This window comes from Amycolatopsis vastitatis (genome assembly GCF_002234595.1).
In the GTDB taxonomy this organism is placed as follows: Bacteria; Actinomycetota; Actinomycetes; order Mycobacteriales; family Pseudonocardiaceae; genus Amycolatopsis; species Amycolatopsis vastitatis.
Genome location: NZ_NMUL01000003.1, coordinates 24,216 through 42,076 on the forward strand (window position 1 = coordinate 24,216; position 17,861 = coordinate 42,076).

Sequence of the window (17,861 nt, forward strand, 5' to 3'; positions counted from 1 at the left end):
GCGCAGGTCAGGGAGGTCGCGGGTGTCGCGTCGCGTCGTGGGCGTCACACTGGACAACCTCGAGCATCTGCCGAAGAGCTGCCGCCAGTGCGTGTACTGGGAACTCGCCCCGCACCTGAAGAACCAGGCGGAGGAGTTCGGCGCCACCGAGGTCGAGAAGGAAGCCTGGGTCTCGAGCGTGCTGCTCGAGTGGGGTTCCTGCGGCCGCATCGTCTACAGCGACACGCTGCCGGTCGGGTTCGTGCTGTACGCCCCGCCGAACGCCGTCCCGCGCGCGCTGGCCTTCCCGACGTCGCCGCCGAGTGCCGACGCCGTGCTGCTGACGGCGTTCCAGGTCCTCCCGGAGTTCCGCGGCGGCGGCCTCGGCCGGATGCTGGTTCAGGCGGTCGCCAAGGACCTGACCAAGCGCGGTGTGCGCGCGATCGAGGCGTTCGGCGACGCCCGGCCCGAGGAGTCGGATCCCGATGGCGGCCACAGCTGTGTGCTGCCGGCCGCGTTCCTGCAGAGCGTCGGCTTCAAGACCGTCCGCCCGCACCAGAAGTGGCCGCGGCTGCGCCTCGAACTGCGCTCGGCGATCACCTGGAAGGAAGACGTCGAGGCAGCGCTGGAACGGCTGCTCGGCCAGGTGACGATTACCACCGCCGAGCCGAGCCTCGGTCGCGCCTGACCTTCCCGCAAACGTTTGCGCCCCTGCTCCGGCGTGCCTGTAACGCGCGTGTGCACAACTGTGGAAGAAGTGCCGAGTTATCCACAGAGCGCTGATAGGAGCGGTGGAAAAGCTGTGGATGACTGCGCCGAAACCTGGGGACGAGCCGACGTCGTCCCCAGGGATGGTGGGGCAGGTGAAGGAGAGCCGCTAGGGGTTGTGGTCGGGCTTATTCGGCCTTCGCGAGCTCGTGCGCCAGGACGTCGGCGAACGTGAACGTTCCCGTCGGCTGGTCGCCCTCGCCGAGGAGGTACAGCCGCTTGACGGCGATGAGGATGCCCTCCGCGACGATGTCCCGGAACGCCGGGTCGCCGAGCTTGCGGGCGTCGTCCGGGTTCGTCAGGTAGCCGATCTCGACCCGGACCGCCGGGCAGCGGGTGCGGGTGAAGATCTCCCACGTCTTGTAGTGCGTGCGGCAGTCCAGCATGCCCGTGCGGGCCGCGACCTCGCGCTGGATGAAGCCCGCCAGCAGCTCGCCCACCGTCGACGTCGTGCCGTTGCCGGTGCCGAAGTGGAAGCTCGCGATGCCCTGCGCACGCGGCGAGGGGTTGCTGTCGCTGTGCAGGGACAGGAACAGGTCGGCACCCGCGTCGTTCGCGAAGCGGGCACGCTCCAGCTCGGTGGGGCTGTGGTTCGGGCCGCGGGAGATCAGCGCCTCCATGCCGGTGGCCTTCATCCGGCCCTCCAGGCGGCGGGCCAGGTCCCACGCGATGTCGGCTTCACGCAGCTCGCCGGCGACCACGCCGAGGTCGTCGCCGCCGTGGCCGGGGTCGATCACGATGCGCTTGCCGCGCAGCCGCGGCCCGGCCTGGCGCACCTGCTCCTGCTCGCGCAGGAACACGGGGCGCCCGCCCCGGGCCCGCGGCGACGACAGGCGGTGCAGCTCACGGATGGTCGCCGGGCCGCACATGCCGTCCGGCGTCAGGCGCATGTCGCGCTGGAACGTCTTGAGGGCGCGCTCGGTCTGGGCGCCGAAGTACCCGTCGGGGCGGCCGGCGTCGAAGCCGAGCTCGGTCAGCCGCTCCTGCAGCGTGAAGACGTCGTCACCCTGGATCGGCGCCGCGATCGTGTACGACAGCGGGCGGCTGCCAAGGTGGTAGCTGGCGCCCTTGAGCGCCTGGAACGTGGCCGGACCCACGATGCCGTCGGTGATCAGCCCACGGCGCTGCTGGAAGGCACGGACGGCGTGCTCGACGGCGACGTCGAACGTGTCGTAGTCGCCGGTGTCGGTGACCGGCGGGAGCAGGTCCATCCCGGCCAGGATGGACCTGATCTCGGCGACGTCCGGACCGGCGTCACCGCGGCGGAGTACCCGCATGCACTCCTCGCTCTTCCTCAGGCACCGATTCGGGGGCTCGATGCGTGGCAGGACTTCGGGAAAACCTTCGCTGGGACGCACCCAGGTCCTCTATTGTGCCTTGCCAACTCTCGGTGACAGCGCAGGCCCAGTAGGTAGGTCAAGGGCCCGATCGTGGAGTACCCCCGGTGGCCGTCGTCACGCTGCATTCACCCACATCGGACAGATTCCCCCGAAGGACGGACAAACCCGGGGTCCGCGGGGGATTCCCGCAGGCCCCGGGTTCGCCGGGCTGGTTCGGTTCAGAGGACGTCGGCGAGATCCGACAGCAGCGCGGCCTTCGGCTTCGCGCCCACGATCTGCTTCACCGGCTTGCCGCCCTGGAAGAGGATCAGCGTCGGGATGGACATCACCTGGTAGTCACGCGGCGTGTTCGGGTTCTCGTCGATGTCGATCTTGGCGATCGTCAGCTTGTCGCCCTTCTCGGCCGCGATCTCCTCGAGCACCGGGGCGACCATCTTGCACGGGCCGCACCAGGTGGCCCAGAAGTCGACGAGGACCGGCTTCTCGCTGGTCAGGACCTCGTCGACGAACGTCGCGTCGGTCACCTTCACGGTGTTGGACATGGTTTCTCCTTCAAGTGGTCGAAAGCCGGAAGTCAGTTGGTGCCCGCGCCGTAGCCGCCGCCGACCAGCTCGGCCGCCTCATGGGCGTCCGACTCGCCGTGCTCCGCCAGCCATCGTTCCGCGTCGATCGCGGCACTGCATCCCGAACCGGCGGCGGTGATCGCCTGCCGGTAGGTGCGGTCCACGAGGTCGCCGGCCGCGAAGACGCCGTCGAGGTTCGTGAAGGACGTCTTGCCCTTCGTGACCACGTAGCCGTCTTCGTCCAGCTCGACCTGCCCCTTCACCAGCTGGCTGCGGGGGTCGTGGCCGATCGCCACGAAGAAGCCGGACACGTCCAGGGTCGACTCGGAGCCGTCCCGGGTGTCCTTCAGCCGCAGGCCCTCGACCTTGCCGTCGCCGAGCACGCCGGTGATCCGCGAGTTCAGCTTCCACTTGATCTTCTCGTTCGCGCGGGCGCGCTCGAGCATGATCTTGGACGCGCGGAACTCGTCGCGCCGGTGGACGACCGTGACGGACTTCGCGAACTTCGTCAGGAAGGTCGCCTCCTCCATCGCCGAGTCGCCACCGCCGGCCACCACGATGTCGTGGTCGCGGAAGAAGAAGCCGTCACAGGTCGCACAGGCCGACACACCGCGGCCGAGCAGCTCCTGCTCGCCCGGCACGTTCAGGTACCGCGCCGCCGCGCCCATGGCGAGGACGACCGCGCGGGCGGCGTAGCGCTTGCCGTTCGCGTGGACGTACTTGACGTTCCCGGTCAGCTCCAGCGACTCGACGTCCTCCGCGCGCAGCTCGGCGCCGAAACGCTCTGCCTGCTTGCGCATCTCCTCCATCAGGTCCGGACCCATGATGCCGTCGCGGAAGCCGGGGAAGTTCTCGACCTCCGTCGTCGTCATCAGCGCGCCGCCGAACTGCGTGCCCTCGAACACCAGCGGTTCCAGCTGGGCCCGCGCCGCATAGACGGCAGCGGTGTATCCGGCAGGACCCGACCCGACGATGATCAGGTTCCTGATTTCCTCGGCAGCCACCCGTGACCTCCGCTCGTAGTGACCCGTGTACCAGGCTCAACACGATCGTAGGTGGCCGTGTTCCCGGGCGTGACAGCGCTCATGGGGGTTCCGGGTGGCGGAGCCCCCGGCCCGGGGCGAAGCCCCGGATGGCACAGCCGCTACTTCTCCCCGACGACCTTGTCGAACAACACAGCCGGATTTCCCGGTCCGCAGTCCGCGCCGAAGGCCACGAGCCGGAACTGGGCGAGCTTGCCGGTGGTCAGGATGATCATCACGCCCGCCTTGCCGCCGACGTTCACCGGCCGGATGCCTTCCGGGCGCACCTTCGGGTCGAGACCGGCGGCCGCGATGCACGCGTCGAGGCGGTCCTCGTTCTGCAGCGGGCCGAAGTCGCGGACGCCGACCGCCTTGCCGACCAGGGCCTGGACGCCGCTGCCGTCGCTGCCCACCGACGGGCCGGACGGGGGCGGTGCCGCGACGTTGGGGGTGCCGCTCTGCGGCGACGTGTTCGGGATCGCGACGGTCACGGCGACGATCGCCGCCGCGGCCGCGGTCAAGACACCGGCGGCCCAGCCGAGCCGCTTGTTCCGGCGCCGCCGGGCCGCCGCGAGGTCCACCACCGGGGCGTTCCCGGGCCCGGCCTGCTCCGGTGCCGTGCGCGGCGCAGGCTGTGCTTGTCCAGGAAAGGCGGCCGCTGCTTCGGCGGCCAGCGCCGCGTCGAGCCGGGCCGCGAACTCCGCGGGCATCCGCGGGGCGGGTGCGGCGGCGAGCGAGGCCAGGTCGGCCTGCGTGGCGTCGAGGGCGTCCAGGACCGCCCTGGCCTCCGGGTCGGCGTTGACCAGCGGCCACAGCTCCGCCGCCCGCGCGTCGTCCAGGACGCCGGCGTGGAGGTCGGCGAGCACGTCGACAGACCAGGGGGGACCGACGGTCCCCCCGATCCCCCGGCTTTCGTCCGTCATCGTCCCTCCCCGCTACCCGGCTGACGCCCGGCCCGTTTGCTTTCGTGAGTTGGGACGTTCGCAATCGCATCGGGGTTCCGCAGGTGCCCGAGAACCTTCGCGAGCTTCCCGCGGCCCCGGGCGCACCGGCTCTTCACGGTGCCTTCGGCGATGCCGAGCATCTTCGCCGTCTCGGCGACGGAGTATCCCTCGACGTCGACCAACACGATCGGGGCACGCTGCTCCTCGGGCAGCTGGTCGAGGGCTTGGCGCACCAGCAGGCTGGTCTCCCGCTCGGCCATCGAGTCGCGGGGCGTCGCCGGCTCGTTGAAGCCGGTCTCCGGCAGCGGCACGGTCGGCCGCGCCTGGCGGCGGCGGATCCGGTCGAGGCAGGCGTTCACCACGATCCGGTGCAGCCACGTCGTGACCTGCGACTCGGCCCGGAAGTTCCCGGCCGCGCGGAACGCCGAGATGAACGCGTCCTGCAACGCGTCGGCGGCCTCTTCCGGGTCGCGGACCGTGCGCAGGGCGACTGCCCACATGCGGTCGCGATGTCGCTGGACGAGTTCGCTGAACGCATGAGGGTCCCCCGCGGCGTGAGCCGCTATCAGATCCGCATCCGTGGGAGCTGCAGCTGTCACCCGCGAGAGCCTACTGACCCTGTCGGGTGCGTCACCCCGCAGGCAGGAAGGTCAAGTCACCGATTTCGGTCATGAACTGCCCGTCGGCGTCGCCCAGCTGAGTGATCCAGACGATGAAGAATTCGCCCTGCGCCGGCTGGGCCAGCGGGATCGTCGTCTCGCCGTCCTTCAGGTCGCCGTTGCCGATCACCTTCGTGTCGGCCAGGTCGGGGTTCTTCCCGGTCGCCGACCGGATCTCGACCTTCGTGCCCGCGGTACCGGTGATCTTCACCTGGCTGAGGTTGATCGGGTCCTGGAAGGCGACGATCAGCCCCACGCCCGGCTTCACGGCGGGCAGCTGCTGCCGGTACTTCTCCGTCCGCCAGACCGTGTCCGGCTTGCCGTCGATCGCGTACTTCGCCCGTCCGGTGTTGTCGCCCTTGCCCTCCGGGTTGTAGACGGCCACCGACTGCGGCGCCACCGGGGCGCCCACGGCCGGCGGCTGCGAGGGAGGCGGCGCAGGCGGGGACGCGGGGGGCTTCCCGGCCTGCTGGCTCGACGCCGGCGGTTCGGCGACGTTGATCGTCGGCCCGCTCACCTTCGATTCGCCCTGGAAGGTGTTGATCAGCATCAGCCCGCCCCAGGCGAGGATGACGACGGTCGCGACCACCAGCACCGTGACGCCGAGGGCGAGCTTGCGCCGCCGGGCGACGTCCTTGACCGGCTTCTTCGTCGTCCACACCGTGCCGTCGGGCTCGGCCGGATCACCGCCGACGGCCTTGATCAGCTGGGTGCGTTCCTCTTCTTCGGCCACTTGGTCGAGGACGCGGAGGATGGCCGCGCTGGTGCGGATGCCGCCGTTGCCGCCGTCCTCGATCGTGCGCACGGCCAGCGACGACAGGTCCGCGGGGACCGTCGGGACCAGCTGGCGCGGCGGGACGATCCGGCCCTGCGGCGTCATCGGCGCCGCCGGGATCGCGGGCGGCCCGCCGGGCAGCGCCCAGCGGCCGGTCAGCAGCAGGTACAGGACCGCGCCGAGCGCCTTGACGTCGTCGCGCAGCGTCGCCTCCGGCAGCGGGCCGGGGAACGCGAGCTTCAGCGCGCCGTTCGGCGTCAGCCGCAGGCGCTGGGGGTGGTCGAGGCCGAGGACGAGCCCGTTCTGGTGCGCCTGTTCGACGGCTTCGGCCAGCGCCTGCACCATCCGCGCGGCCGCGGCGGGGGCCACCGGCCGCTGCGCGACGAGGTCGACCAGGTCGCTGCCCTTGGTCCACTCCGCGACGACGACACCGAGCAGGCCTTCGCTCGAGGTGATGCCGCTGCCGAGCGCGAGCACGTCCAGCACGCGGGCGACGCCGCCGTGGCCGAACTTGGACGCGTGCGTGGCGCGTTCGAGCGTCCGCCGGGCCAGGCGAGCGGCTTCGGGGTCCGCCGGGTCGCCGACCAGCAGGGTCAGCGCGACGTCCCGCTTCAGCTGCCCGTCGCGCGCACGCCAAAGGTGCGCGTCGCCCCGCTCGTCCACGCCGAACTGCGCGAGGAGGCGGTAGCGGCCGTCGCCGACCACACGCCCGGGGGCCAGCGATCCGACCTGGGCCTTGCCCACGTGGTTCGCACCCCCCGCCTGTTCGCTCCGCCTCGTGTCCACCCGCACTCTCCCGTTAGCTCCCCGCCCCAAGGTTACCCAGAATACGACGCGGGAGTCGTCGCCTTCCGTACCGCAATCGTTACCCGCGCTTGATCAACCGGGTGAACCTCGAAGTGGCCGGCTTCAGCTCTTCGACCTTCAGCGCCATCAGCACGCCGAACGAGACGACGATGCCCACGATGCTCTGCAGGAGAAGCTTCGCCCAGGCCCCCAGTTTCGGGCCGAACCCGTCCGGCACGATCTGGCCGGCCAGCCACGCCGCGCCGACGCCGAGAGCGCTCGCCACCACCGTGAAGAGAATCACGCCGATCACCCGTTTGCTGCGCAAGTTGCCCAGCGTCACCCAGAGCCAAACCTGCCCGAGGATCGCGCCGACCACGAACGTCAGCGCGTTGACCATCATGACGCCGAGCACGACGTTGTCCGGCGACAGCAGCACCGGGCACAGGTACAGCAGCGGCACCTTGACCAGCGTCATCACGATCATGATCAACGTCGGCGTGCGGGCGTCCTTCATCGCGTAGAACACGCGCATCTGGAGCATGACCAGCGCGTACGGCAGCAACGCGAACGCCGAGATGGCGAGCGCGTCGCCGAGCCGCTCCGCGGTGTCGATCGTGCCCTTGCCGAAGGTGAACAGCGCGATGCCGATCGAGCCGCCGACCACGGTCATCACCGCGGAGATCGGCACCAGCAGCACCGTCGACATCCGGGACGCGTACGACAGGTCGCCGATCAGCTTCTTGTGGTCGCCGTCGGCGGCCGCGCGGCTCATCCGCGGCATGATCGCCGTCAGCAGGGAGACGCCGATGACGCCGTACGGCAGCTGGAAGAGCAGCCAAGCGTTGCTGTACGCCGTCACACCGCCGGGGGAACCGCTCGTCAGCACGCGGGTGTTGATCGTGTAGCCGACCTGGCTCACCGCGACGTAACCGAGGATCCACAGCGCGAGGCCGCCGAACTCCTTCATCTGCCGGTCGATGCCCCAGCGCCACTTGAAGCGGAAGCCGGAGCGCAGCAGCGGGGGTATCAGCAGCAACGCCTGGGCGACGATGCCGCCGGTGACGCCGATGCCCAGCGTCAGCACCTTGGGGTCGGTGATCGAGACGTGGCCGGTGTCGATGTCGCCCGGCATGATCCAGACGACCAGGATCGTGAAGATGACGACCAGGTTGTTGATCACCGGCGCCCACGCGGTGGGGCCGAAGATCTGCTTGGCGTTCAGCACCGCCGAGAGCAGCGCGAAGACGCCGTAGAAGAAGATCTCCGGCAGCAGCAGGTAGGCGAACGCCGTGGTCAGCTGCGGACTGGCCCGGCCGGACGAGTCGACGTAGAGGCTCGTGAACGCCGGTGCCGCGAGCACCGCGACGACCGTGCCGACCAGCAGCAGCACGAACGCCACGGTGATGAGCCGCTGGGTGTACGCCGTGCCGCCGTCGGGATCGTCCTGCGAGCGCACCAGCAGCGGCACGACCACGCTGGCGAGCACGCCACCCATCAGCAGCTCGAAGATGATGTTCGGCATCGTGTTGGCGACGTTGAACGAGTCGTTCGCGACGCCCTGGCCGATGGCGCCGACCAGCAGCAGCTTCCACAGGAAGCCGGTGATGCGGCTGATCAGCGACGCGATCGCCATCCGCCCGGACGCCTTCGCCAGCGACGGCGCCTTCGCCGGGGCCTCCGGCGCTTCCCCGTCCGGCCGGGGCTTGACGAGCGGCCCCTTGAGCGCCGGCATGACCTGGGTCGCCAGCGCGTCGTACGGGCGCATGACGTCCGGGTCGGCGACCGGCCAGCGCGAGTTCATCGGGACGCCGGCGGTGCGCGGGATGAACCGCGTCGCCTCAGGGTCGCGCGGGGGCTGCTGGGCCTCCTCCTGCCACGGCCGGACCGGAGCCGGGCGGCGGGCCCCGCGGCCGCGGGGCGGCACGGGGGTGCCGGGCGGCGGCGTGCCGGGGACCGGGTTGCCCGGCGGCGGGGTCGACGGCGGGGGCGCCACCGGCGGGGCGGGCTGGGGCAGCCGGCCCTGGACCGACTGCGGACCCGGCGGGCCCGGTGGCGGCGGCACCGGCTGGACGCGCGTGGGAGCCGGACCGCCGGCGCGGGGAGGCTGCCCGCCGCGCGGCGGAGGGCCTTGCGGCGGAGGGCCTTGCGGGGGCGGACCCTGCGGCGGCGGGACCCGGCGGGGCGGGCGCCCGTCGCGGGGTTCGTCACGGACGGGGCGCGGGCCGTCGTCCGGGACCGGCCGGCCGTCGCGGGGTGGTCCGTCCTCGCGGATCGGCCGCCGGGGCGGCACGTCGTCCCGGGCGGGCCTGCCGTCGCGGACGGGGGCTTCGTCGCGGACCGGGGGCTTGCCGCGCGCCGGTCGCGGGTCGCGCGCCGGCACGTCCTCGGGCGTCGGCAGGTGGCGCGTGTGGCCGTTGCGGGGCGGCTGGCGGCGGCCGCGCTCCGGGGGCGGAGGCGGCTGCTGGGGTGGTGGCTGGCGGCGGACCGGCTGCGACGCTCGGGGAGGCCCGTCGCCCCTTTGCGGGGGTGGGGCGCCTTCGCGCCGAGGACGACTCGCACGCTCGGGTGGCAAGCCCGGCTCTCTCTCCAACGCGCGCCCAATCCTCGGTGCTCTTCCCCCGTGCCGCGGCCCGGTGCCGCGCACGTGCGGACCAAGGGTAATCGGGAACGGCCCGGAACACTCAAAGGCCGAGCGATCAGCTCACGACGTCGCGGCCGGCGCGGGCGTCCTTCACCCTCCGGTAGATCCTCCGGGAGGCGAGCAGAAGCAGGGCCACACCTGCGGCGACGGTCGCGATGATGGTGATCGCGCCGTACTCGGTGGACGTCAGTTCGAACCGCGCGGACGACCCGAGTGGGGTACCGGTGGGCGTGCGCAACGACACATCGACGCTGAACCGGCCGGCCCGCAGCGCCTCCACCGGGAGGAAGTAGTTCTTGCCGCCGCTGGCCGGGAAGTACCAGTCCTTGGCCTCCTCCGAGCGCAGGCCGGTGTTGTTGTTGAGGGCGAACCGGGCGTTGATCCCGACCGGCAGGTCGTTGCTGACGTACACCGGCAGCGGCGAATTGCCGGACGCCAGCGCGATGGTCTGCTTCGGCTGCGTGACGCTCACCCGCCCACTGATCGCCGCGAGCTCCGCCTGCGCGTTCGTGGTCGCCGCCGCGGCGGGCAGCCCCCGCCACGCCGTGGAGGCGCCGCGCAGCTCGGCCAGCCGGACCGGCTCGACGACGTCGTCCGGTTTCACCCGTTTGGTCGGGTCGATCCGCATCGCGGCCGCCAGGCCGGTGGCCTGGTCGTCGATGTCCGACAGGGTCGAGACGACGCCGGCGTCGATGCCGGCCGCGTCCTGCCCGCTGTCGCCGGCCGCGCCGGAGGGCGCCGCGTCGTCGGCGAGCAGCGACGGCAGCCCGGTCGCGGTCACCAGGCCCGCCTCGAGGAAACCGCCGACCTGCCGGAGGTAGGTGGTGAACTCCTCGGCCGGGGCGTCCCAGCGCCGCGGCGGCGCGACCAGCAGGTGGTCCGGCCGCTGCTGCCCGGCGGCCTGGCCCAGCCCGGCGCGGAAGGCGAGGGCGCCGAGACCGTTCTGGCTCGCGACGGCCGGCTCGGTCGTGGCGGGCACCGTGACGGAGTCCGGCACGGTCGGGACACCCGTCATCGCGGCGGCGATCAGCGAGTCGGTCGGCTGCACGCGGACGGTGCTGCCCTGCACGGTGACGCCGCCGCCGGTCGCGGCGGGGGCCAGCTTGCCCGCGTCGGTGAGCACGGTGCGGACGCCGGCCCCGGCGAGCGCCGAGAGCACCGACGCGCTGGGCGTGCCGGCCGGCCAGAGCACGCCGGTCTGCGGGGCGACCCCGGTGACCTGCTGGATGGTCGCCGCACCGGCGGCGGCGCGGGTGACGAGGCCGGCGTCGCCCGGCCGGATCCGGGTGAGCGCGTCGAGGTCGGCGTCGGCGAACGGCAGCGCCACCACGCACCGGCCGCCGACCAGCGAGCGGAGCGCGGACAGCCACGTCTTCGCGGCGTCGGCACCCTTGCCGTCGACGTTCCCCGTGTCGGTGTGGACGAGGTAGCCGCGGCTCATCGCGGCGACGGTGGCGAGCAGGTCGGGGTCGAGCGCGAAGCACATCGACTTGGCGAGGCCCGAGTTGCCCGGCAACGCGGTGGCGGCCGCCGTGACCAGCGCGTTCAGCCTGCCGTCGCCGCTGATCTCGGCGGCCAGCCGGTCGTCGGCCAGCACCAGCGGGCTTCCGTATGGCGCCGCGTAGACGTGCGGGACGTTGCCGGTCAGCGGCCAGAGCAGCGTCATGCTCGGGGCGCCCGGATGGCCGCCGGACGCCCGGCCCGGCCCGGCCAGCACCGGCATCAGCATGCTGACCGCGCCCAGCCGGGCGGGCCCGCCGAACTCCGGCGTGCCGTTGACGTTGACCAGCAGCGGGTAGACGCCGGCCCGGCTGAGCTGGGCCGCGCGGGTCCCGGTCAGGTTCACGGTGATGTTCAGCGGGGCGCTCTGCCCGGGCGCCAGCGCGTCCGCGACCGGCGTGAAGTCGGTCAGCGGGCTGTCCTTGACGACCGCGCCGGACAGCACGTCGCCGATCCCGCGTTCGCCCGTCGCCCGCTCACCGACCTGCAGCCGCACCTGCGGCCGGGTGACCTTCCGGTCACCGGTGTTGGTCACCGTGCCCGCGACGGTCAGCGTCGTCGTCGAGCCGGTGATCACGCGCGGGCTCAGCTCGGTCAGGTCGACCCGCAGGCGGGCGCCCTCGGCCGCCTGGGCCACCGGGGCTCCGGCGAGGGCGGGGACGGCCAGGAAGAGGACGGACAGGAAGGCTGCGGCGAACCGCTTCACTCGGGGGCTCCCTCAGGGGCGTGCTCATCTCGTCCGTGGACGTCCGGGCGCGCGAAAAGTTCCTCGATCATCTGACTGGCCCTCCGGACGAGCTTGCGTTCGTCGGAGTAGGCGAGTTTGGACTCCAGCTCGGCCAGCGGGACCCAGGCCACCTCGGTGACCTCGACGTCTTCGTCGGACAGCTCACCGCCGAGCGCTTCGAGCAGGAAGTGGTGCACGGTCTTGTGGATGCGCCGCTTCTCGGCCACGAACCAGTAGTCGATGGTGCCCAGTGGCCGCAGGACGCGCGCGGAGATGCCGGTTTCCTCCTTCACCTCGCGCACGGCAGTCTGTTCCACCGTCTCACCGTCCTCGATGTGGCCCTTGGGCAGCGACCACAGCAGTCTGCCGTGCCGGTCGAGCCGGCCGATCAGCACCGCCCGTTCGCGGCCGGGGTCCACCACGAGGCCACCGGCCGACGTCTCGTCGACCGTGGTCAGGCGCCTGCCGCGTTGACGCCTCCGCCGCCTGCGCGGCTTCGAGGCGCCGGGGCGGCCGGCTGATCCAGACATGCTGCGATGCTAGAGCAAACGGTTGCCCCGGTAGGCTGGCTCTCCGTGTCCGTGTCCGGCGGTGCCTGAGGTAATCGCACCTCGAACGTAGTGGGATTTTCGTGAACGACGTGGTCGACAAGCAGGTGGTGGAGCTCATGCGGGTCTCCCCACTGGCCGAGGAGCTGGCGGAACGGTTCGCCAGTGCGGGGCACCGCCTGTACCTGGTGGGCGGCAGCGTGCGCGACGCGCTGCTCGGCCGCCGGTCCGGTGACCTCGACTTCACCACGGACGCGCGTCCCGACCGCGTGCTGAAGATCGTCAGCGAGTGGGGTGACGCGGTCTGGGACGTCGGGATCGCGTTCGGCACGGTCGGCGTGACGAAGAAGGGCATGCAGCTCGAGATCACGACGTTCCGCGCGGACAGCTACGACCGCGTCGGCCGCAACCCCGAGGTCACCTTCGGCGACAGCATCGAGGGCGATCTGCTGCGTCGCGACTTCACGGTCAACGCGATGGCCGTCGAGCTGGCGTCGAAGACGTTCATCGACCCGCACGACGGGCTGAGCGCGCTGCGGGAGAAGGTCCTGGACACGCCGGCGACGCCGCAGGAGTCGTTCGCCGACGACCCGCTGCGGATGTTGCGCGCCGCCCGCTTCGCCGCGCAGCTGGACTTCACCGCCGCGCCGCGGGTGGTCGACGCGATGACGTCGATGGCGGGCGAGATCGACCGGATCACCGCCGAGCGCGTCCAGGCCGAGCTGTCGAAGCTGCTGCTCGCGCCCGACCCGCGGCCGGGCCTGGAGCTGCTGGTCGACACCGGGCTGGCCGACCGGGTGCTGCCCGAGGTGCCCGGGATGCGGCTGGCCATCGACGAGCACCACCAGCACAAGGACGTCTACGAGCACTCGCTGACCGTGTTGGCCCAGGCCATCGACCTGGAGAAGACGCACGAGCCGACGTCGGAACCCGACCTGATCCTGCGGCTGGCGGCGCTGCTGCACGACGTCGGCAAGCCGGCGACGCGGGAGTTCCAGCCAGGTGGCGGCGTGAGCTTCCACCACCACGAGGTGGTCGGCGCGCGGATGGCCCGCAAACGTTTGCGGGCGCTGAAGTTCTCGAAGGAGATCATCGACGACGTCTCCCAGCTCGTCTTCCTCCACCTGCGGTTCCACGGCTACGGCAAGGGCGAGTGGACGGACTCGGCGGTGCGCCGGTACGTGACCGACGCCGGTCCCCTGCTGACCCGGCTGCACAAGCTCGTCCGCGCCGACTGCACCACGCGCAACCGCCGCCGGGCGGCCGCGCTGCGGGCGACCTACGACGACCTCGAGGCCCGCATCGCCGCGCTCAAGGCCAAGGAGGACCTCGACCGCGTGCGGCCGGACCTCAACGGCGAGCAGATCATGGAGCTGCTCGGCCTCAAGCCGGGGCCGGACGTCGGGAAGGCGTGGAAGTTCCTCAAGGAGCTGCGCCTGGACCGCGGGCCGCTGGAGCACGACGAGGCCGTCGCCGAGCTGAAGAAGTGGGCCACGGAAAACGGCGTCGGGGACGCGTGAGCCGTGGCGAGCGGGGGCAGCTTCCTGGTGGCGCTGCTGAGGCGCGGCGCCCCCGCGATCGCCACCGCCACGAGTGAGCTGCCCGACGAGATCGCCGACCCCGCGCCGATGCACGCGCTCCGGCGGATTTCACGGATGTCGGGTCCGATCGATCCCACCGAGCGCGACACGCTGCTCCTGCGCGCGACCCGGTACGTCGTGCTCATCCCGCTGGGCTTCCGGCTGCTCGCGGTGCCCGGCCAGTTCGGCGTCTACGTCTTCCAGCACGGGGTGACCGGGCTGGTGCCGGTCGGGGTGTTCACCCTGCTGTCGGTGCTGCTGAACCTGGTCGGCTTCCGCTGGATGCTCCGCTCGGCGCCGTTCCGCGGGCGGGACGCCGGGAAGCTCCTGGCCGTCGACCTGGTCTTCACGGTCCTGTCGCCGCTGGTCCTCGCGCTGACCGTGCCGGCTGAGGCGTACTTCGACGCGCTCGCGGTGAGCAGCGCGCACCTGTTCGGCGAGGTCGGGCTGCTGACGCTCGCGCTGGGCGTCCCGACCGGCCTGATGTTCGGGGTGGCCGCCTTCCCGCTGCGGATGCTGGCGAACTGGCTGAACACCGGGCGGTTCCACGTCGGTCCGGCGCTGTCGATGTTCTCCGCGTTGCTCGTGGAGATGTTCCTGGCGACCGCCGCCCTGCTGCTGACCGGGCTCGGGACGCGCCTGGCCCTGGCCTACGGCACCCGCAACGGACGGCTCGCCGAGCGCGCCCAGCAGCACCGGATGCTGCACGACACCGTGCTGCAGACGCTGGAGGCGATGGCGCTCACCGACACCACGAACGCCGAGCAACGGCTGGTCGAGATGCAGCGGCTCGCGCGGGCGCAGGCGATGGAGATCCGGCAGACGATCGAGTCGGCGGCGTCCGAGCGGGCCGAGGCCGGTGCCCGGCCGCTGGGCGAGAAGCTCGCCGCGCTCGCCGCCGAGATGGCGCGCGACGGGCTGCGCGCCCAGCTCGTGGTGGCGGAACTGGACGACGACACGCTGTCGGAGGTCCGGCAGATCGCGATCCGGGACGCTGTCCGCGAGGCGATGCGGAACACGATGAAGCACTCCGGCACCGACCGGGTCGTGGTCCGGGTCGAGGAGCGCGAAGGCGGGATCGCCGTGATCACCCGCGACCACGGCGCGGGGTTCGACAAGGCCGAGCACCCGGCCGGGTTCGGCATCAGCGAGTCGATCACCGCGCGGCTCGCCGAGGTCGGCGGGACGTCGCTGGTGGAGTCGGGACTGCCCGGCGGGGGCACTCGGGTGACGCTCTGGGTGCCGTTCTGATATCTCCTGAACATGACCTCGATCGAGCTGCTCGCCGACGCTCTCGCCGCCCATCGCGTGGGTGACCGCGATCAGGCCGCCGAACTCGCTGCCCAGGCCGGCCTCGCCGGCTCCTCGCTGGCCGTCGAACTGCGGACCTACCTGGCCGGGGACGGCTCGGCGCCGGTGTACGACCAGCCGAGTGCGTTCACGGCGTTCATCCGCGGCGGCGGCAACGTCGAGCTGTACCGGGCGCTGAGCGCCGAGCTGGCCTCCCGCTACGACGCCGCGAAGCCGGAGTCGCTGCTCGACCTGGGCTGCGGTGACGGCCTCGCCGTCGTGCCCGCGCTGGAGCAGGCGTCGCACACGCCCGCGCGGATCGACCTGGTCGAGCCGTCGGCCGCGCTGCTCGAGGGCGTCCACGAACGGGTGCCGTCGGCGCAGTGCTGGCAGTCGACCGCGCAGGACTTCCTGGCCCGGGACGACCTCGGCTGGGACTTCGTCCAGTCGACGTTCGCGATGCAGTCCATCGAGCCGGAGCAGCGGGCGGAGGTGCTTCGCACGCTTCAGCCGCGGACCGGGACGCTGGTGCTCGCCGAGTTCGACGTCCCCGAATTCGACGAAGGCTCGCCGGAGCACCTTCGCTCGCTCGTCGAGCGCTACGAGCGCGGTGTCGCCGAGTACGGAGACGACGCCACGCTGGTCGCGCAGGGATTCCTGCTGCCGGTCCTGCTCGGGATCGTCGACGGGCAGCAGCGGACGAACTGGGAGCACCCGGCCGCCGGCTGGGTTGAGCAGCTGAAGACGGCGGGCTTCACCGAGGTCGGCGTCGAACCGCTCGCCGACTACTGGTGGTCGCCCGCCGTCCTGATCACTGCCTGCTGAGGGCGCCCGTTTCGAGGTGCTGGGCGAGCGGCCGCGGCAGCAGGTAGGCGACCGCGCCGCCCGGCATCGTGCTCCACGGCGCCATCACGCCGGTCAGCACCCGCACCGACCGCTGCACCCGGTAAAGCCGCTTCTCCCGCTCGCGCTCGAACGCCAGCGACGTCTCGGCGAACCGCGTCCCGTCGGCGTGGACCAGGTTGCCGGTCTCGTTGCCGAACCGGACGACCGTCGTCCCCGGCGAGAGCACGACCAGGCGCTTGCCGCGGTAGAAGTTCAACGGCGGTTCGCCGCGCAGCGGCAGGACCGGCCAGTCGGCGGGCTGGTCGGACTCCTCCGCCGGCCACGGCGGCAGCATGAGCAGCACGCCGAGGAGGAACCCGGCCGCGTCGGCGAGCGAGCCGAACGCCACCGGCTCGTCGGACGGCGGCCGGGAAACCTCCCAGCCGTTCTCCGCGCGGCGCAGCGTCCAGACGCCTTCGGCGGGGATCTCGCCGGCGCCGATCCGGTACGCCGCGGCCGGCACGCCGTGCTCGGCGAGCCGCTGCTGGAGCAGCTCCAGGGTCTCCGCGCCACGCAGGTTCCGCACCGGCTCGCCCCGGGCCACGCGGGTCAGCGCCCGGTCGTCCGGCAGGTCGGCGGTCGTCTGCGGCGGTCGCGGCTGGCCGAGGACCTCCGCCTCCGCCGTCGCGCGGACGAGCTCCCCGACGAACGGCGGGCGCCAGTTCATCGCGCGTGCCTGCTCGACCAGCTCCGGTTCCGGCGGCACCCCGTACTTGCGCAGGTAGTGCGGCACGGCGGCGGGCCAGATCCAGGTGCCGTCGGTGTGGAACGCGTTCGGCACGTCCGGCGGCGCGCCCGGCGCGCCGAAGATGTCCGGCAGCGGCGCGGGCCGGTGCAGGGCGACCGGTGCGCGGAACAGGTAGTCGAGCACGCCGCGGACCTGGTCCGGCGGCACTGGCGGCCGGTTGACCACCGGGCGTTCGCCCTCGACGTGCGAGTCGGCGACCCGCGCGTGCCGGAACACGACGTCCAGCGGCAGTCCGGCCTTCGCGGTCAGCCACGCCGGCAGGTGCTTCGGCGTCCGCGGGAAGGTCGCCAGCTCCAGCTCGTAGGCGGCGGTCGACGGGCGGCCCCCGTCGTTGGGTGGCACCCGCCAGTCCGGCTCGCGGTCGGCGTCGAAGTCGAAGTCGAACTGCGACTGCGCGTCGAGGGTGAACGTGCCCTGGAACCAGGTGCCGGCTTCGGGCTGGTACATCGCCGTCCGCAGCCGCGCGAAGAGGCCGCCGAGGCGGGGCACCGCGGGCAGCGACACCGACACCGGGCCGTCCTCGTCGCCGACCGCACGGACCTCGATCTCGGCGTAGTCGCCGACCTGGCGGAACTGCGCGCCGACCCGCGCCCAGCCGCCCGGCACGGTGTGCAGCAGCGTCCGGCCGATCGCGCGCAGCAACGCGTTCTGGTCGCCGGTGCCCGGCCGCGGCCGCGCCTCCGGCGTCTCGGTGAAGTCCTGCCGCGCCTGCCAGAGCGCGCTGACCTGCTTGGCGGGCACCGTGACCGAGAAGTCGGTCAACCCCAGCTGCGCCGCGCGGGCGGCGTCGTCGCGGACCCAGCGCAGGGTCAGCTCGGGCCGGTCGCCCGGCGCGACTTCGAAGTACTCGCCGTCGTACTCGCAGAAGGTGCGCAGCGTGAACGTCGACGGCACTTCGCTCGCCGGCACGACCCGCGCCGGACGGCCGTCGAACTCCTTGTCGAAGCCCTCCGGCGCCTCTTCCTCCGGCAGCACGGACAGCAGCACGGTGCCGTCGGTGGTCGACCGCTGCGCGCGGAAGGTCCCCTCACCCCACGCCGCATACAGGCCGTCCGGGCGTTCGGCCACCTCAACCCGGTAACGCACGTTTGTCCTCCCCTGAC

The 17,861-nt window shown here is 72.2% G+C and carries 14 protein-coding genes; 4 read left to right on the forward strand and 10 right to left on the reverse strand.

Annotation, left to right across the window (positions count from 1 at the left end; genetic code table 11):
- The first annotated feature begins 22 nt into the window (after positions 1–22).
- Positions 23–667: a GNAT family N-acetyltransferase gene (locus CF165_RS02635; RefSeq protein WP_093945792.1), complete on the forward strand. Its 645-nt coding sequence runs from the start codon at positions 23–25 to the stop codon at positions 665–667.
- A 208-nt stretch (positions 668–875) separates the two neighbouring features.
- Here the strand turns inward: CF165_RS02635 and CF165_RS02640 are convergent, their stop codons facing one another.
- The 9 genes from CF165_RS02640 to CF165_RS02680 all read right to left on the reverse strand — a co-directional run bounded on the left by CF165_RS02640 (position 876) and on the right by CF165_RS02680 (position 12,237).
- Positions 876–2,024, reverse strand: a complete 1,149-nt coding sequence (locus CF165_RS02640) for an N-acetylmuramoyl-L-alanine amidase (RefSeq protein ID WP_093945793.1) — start codon at positions 2,022–2,024, stop codon at positions 876–878.
- Between the two features lie 281 nt (positions 2,025–2,305).
- Entirely contained in the window at positions 2,306–2,629 is a 324-nt protein-coding gene (trxA, locus tag CF165_RS02645; protein WP_093945794.1) for a thioredoxin, read from the reverse strand.
- A gap of 32 nt (positions 2,630–2,661) precedes the next feature.
- Positions 2,662–3,654, reverse strand: a complete 993-nt coding sequence (gene trxB / locus CF165_RS02650; protein ID WP_093945795.1) for a thioredoxin-disulfide reductase — start codon at positions 3,652–3,654, stop codon at positions 2,662–2,664.
- 140 nt (positions 3,655–3,794) lie between these two features.
- Positions 3,795–4,595: an RsmA family anti-sigma factor gene (locus CF165_RS02655; RefSeq protein WP_093945796.1), complete on the reverse strand. Its 801-nt coding sequence runs from the start codon at positions 4,593–4,595 to the stop codon at positions 3,795–3,797.
- Positions 4,592–5,215, reverse strand: a complete 624-nt coding sequence (gene sigM, locus CF165_RS02660) for an RNA polymerase sigma factor SigM (RefSeq protein WP_093945797.1) — start codon at positions 5,213–5,215, stop codon at positions 4,592–4,594. The genes CF165_RS02655 and sigM overlap by 4 nt, the downstream gene beginning before the upstream one ends.
- 31 nt (positions 5,216–5,246) lie before the next feature.
- Positions 5,247–6,836 carry a protein kinase family protein gene (locus CF165_RS02665; RefSeq protein ID WP_093945798.1) on the reverse strand — a complete coding sequence of 530 codons (1,590 nt, stop codon included), beginning with the start codon at positions 6,834–6,836 and terminating at the stop codon, positions 5,247–5,249.
- A gap of 79 nt (positions 6,837–6,915) precedes the next feature.
- On the reverse strand, positions 6,916–8,832 hold the full coding sequence (gene murJ / locus CF165_RS02670; protein WP_093945818.1) for a murein biosynthesis integral membrane protein MurJ: 1,917 nt from the start codon (positions 8,830–8,832) through the stop codon (positions 6,916–6,918).
- A gap of 703 nt (positions 8,833–9,535) precedes the next feature.
- On the reverse strand, positions 9,536–11,686 hold the full coding sequence (locus tag CF165_RS02675) for a DUF6049 family protein (protein WP_093945799.1): 2,151 nt from the start codon (positions 11,684–11,686) through the stop codon (positions 9,536–9,538).
- Positions 11,683–12,237: an NUDIX hydrolase gene (locus tag CF165_RS02680; protein WP_167441325.1), complete on the reverse strand. Its 555-nt coding sequence runs from the start codon at positions 12,235–12,237 to the stop codon at positions 11,683–11,685. The genes CF165_RS02675 and CF165_RS02680 overlap by 4 nt, the downstream gene beginning before the upstream one ends.
- Before the next feature lie 101 nt (positions 12,238–12,338).
- On the opposite strand from CF165_RS02680, the gene CF165_RS02685 reads away from it, so the two are divergent.
- Genes CF165_RS02685 through CF165_RS02695 form a run of 3 tightly spaced genes read left to right on the forward strand, consistent with a single transcriptional unit; the run spans position 12,339 to position 15,950 of the window.
- On the forward strand, positions 12,339–13,775 hold the full coding sequence (locus CF165_RS02685; RefSeq protein WP_093945801.1) for a CCA tRNA nucleotidyltransferase: 1,437 nt from the start codon (positions 12,339–12,341) through the stop codon (positions 13,773–13,775).
- A 3-nt stretch (positions 13,776–13,778) separates the two neighbouring features.
- Positions 13,779–15,086 (forward strand): sensor histidine kinase, encoded by a 1,308-nt coding sequence (locus CF165_RS02690; protein WP_093945802.1) that lies wholly within the window; start codon positions 13,779–13,781, stop codon positions 15,084–15,086.
- A gap of 12 nt (positions 15,087–15,098) precedes the next feature.
- Complete coding sequence (locus CF165_RS02695) at positions 15,099–15,950, forward strand: class I SAM-dependent methyltransferase (protein WP_093945803.1); 852 nt, start codon at positions 15,099–15,101, stop codon at positions 15,948–15,950.
- Here the strand turns inward: CF165_RS02695 and CF165_RS02700 are convergent.
- A complete protein-coding gene (locus CF165_RS02700; protein ID WP_093945804.1) occupies positions 15,937–17,844 on the reverse strand; it encodes a TNT domain-containing protein in 1,908 nt (635 codons plus the stop codon). The two genes, CF165_RS02695 and CF165_RS02700, sit on opposite strands and share 14 nt — an antisense overlap.
- Between the last annotated feature and the right edge of the window lie 17 nt (positions 17,845–17,861).